The sequence below is a fragment of the Streptomyces sp. NPDC002130 genome (assembly GCF_040296465.1).
Classification (GTDB): Bacteria; Actinomycetota; Actinomycetes; order Streptomycetales; family Streptomycetaceae; genus Streptomyces.
In genome coordinates, this window is sequence record NZ_JBEOXI010001095.1 from 1 (window position 1) to 1,155 (window position 1,155).

A 1,155-nucleotide genomic window follows, 5' to 3' on the forward strand; every position below is an offset into this window, starting at 1 on the left:
GGAAGGATGACACCGACCGAAAGATACTGTCCGGGAGCGAAGGTGGGTAGAGCGCTGCCGTCGACCGAGGAGAGTGTCAGGGAGACAGTGTCGGCGGATTGAAGGACGCGCTCGCTGACTCTGACCGTTCGCCACACGTCGCCGGTCTCGACACCGGCGAGCTGGTAGAGACCCCGTTCCATCGTGATGAGGGTTTCCGCCATCAACCAGTAGACCTCGTCCCAGGCTGCGGCGACTTCGGGAGTCACTGCATCTCCGAGTATTTCGACGATCGCGGCGAAGAGGTGTTCGTGAACGATCGCGTACTGATCGGGGGTGATTCCCAACGACGCATGCTTGTGAGCGATACGCGAAAGGATGAGATCGACCTTGGCGCTGTCGGGTTCGAGCTGCAGCGTAGCGAATGCCGCGATAGCGCCCGCGAGTGCTTTCTGCTGTTCGCCCTGCTTCTGATTGCCGCGATTGAACAGGTCGCGTTCGAGTTCGGGATGTGCGTCGAACATCCTGCGGTAGAACAGGGTTGTGATATCGCCGATGGCGGCGCCGACCACGGGGAGTGTGGCGCGAATGACCTCGGTTGACTGTGGGGAAAGCATGAGCTGCTCCGTTCGGTCGAGATTCGGTTGATCAGCCTGCTTCGTCGCTACGAGTGGTGAGGCGAAGCAGAACAGTTTTGGACGGCTGTCGGATGACGTCCTCGATCGTGACGGCGTCGAGCGAGACGAAAAACGCTTCCTGAGCGTCACGCAATGCACTCCGAAGGAGGCAACCACCGCGCAGTGGGCACGGTTTGTCGCCTTCGCAGTCGACGACTTCACCCGGGCCTTCGAGGCGTCTGGCCAGCCAGCCGATGGTGGCGGTGCGGCCGAGTTCGGTGATGGAAAGTCCGCCGCCGCGGCCGCGCCTGGTTGTGACGATGCCCAACTCGCCGAGCCGTGTAACCACTTTGGTGGCATGGGAGTACGACACGTTGAGCTGCTGCGCAACATCCCGAGTGCTGGGGGAGGCATCCGCGTCGAGTACGGCCAACCGCATGACGACGCGCAATCCCAGATCGGTGAACTGCGTCAGTCCGGGTCGAGGCCTTCGTTGCAGGCCTGGTGCAGAAGGCGGGCGAAGAGGTAGTCGGGATCGGCACCCAAGGCCATGGCGAGG

At 62.3% G+C, this 1,155-nt stretch carries 2 protein-coding genes and 1 pseudogene; all 3 read right to left on the bottom strand.

Annotated elements, in window-relative coordinates; all coding sequences use genetic code 11:
- Positions 1 to 596 (bottom strand): globin domain-containing protein (locus tag ABT116_RS48710; RefSeq protein ID WP_351647998.1); only part of this gene is annotated, 596 nt, incomplete at its 3' end.
- 31 nt (positions 597 to 627) lie between these two features.
- Complete coding sequence (locus ABT116_RS48715; protein ID WP_351648000.1) at positions 628 to 1,035, bottom strand: RrF2 family transcriptional regulator; 408 nt, start codon at positions 1,033 to 1,035, stop codon at positions 628 to 630.
- A gap of 35 nt (positions 1,036 to 1,070) precedes the next feature.
- Positions 1,071 to 1,155: pseudogene (locus ABT116_RS48720) on the bottom strand (DUF4192 family protein); the annotation flags it as partial.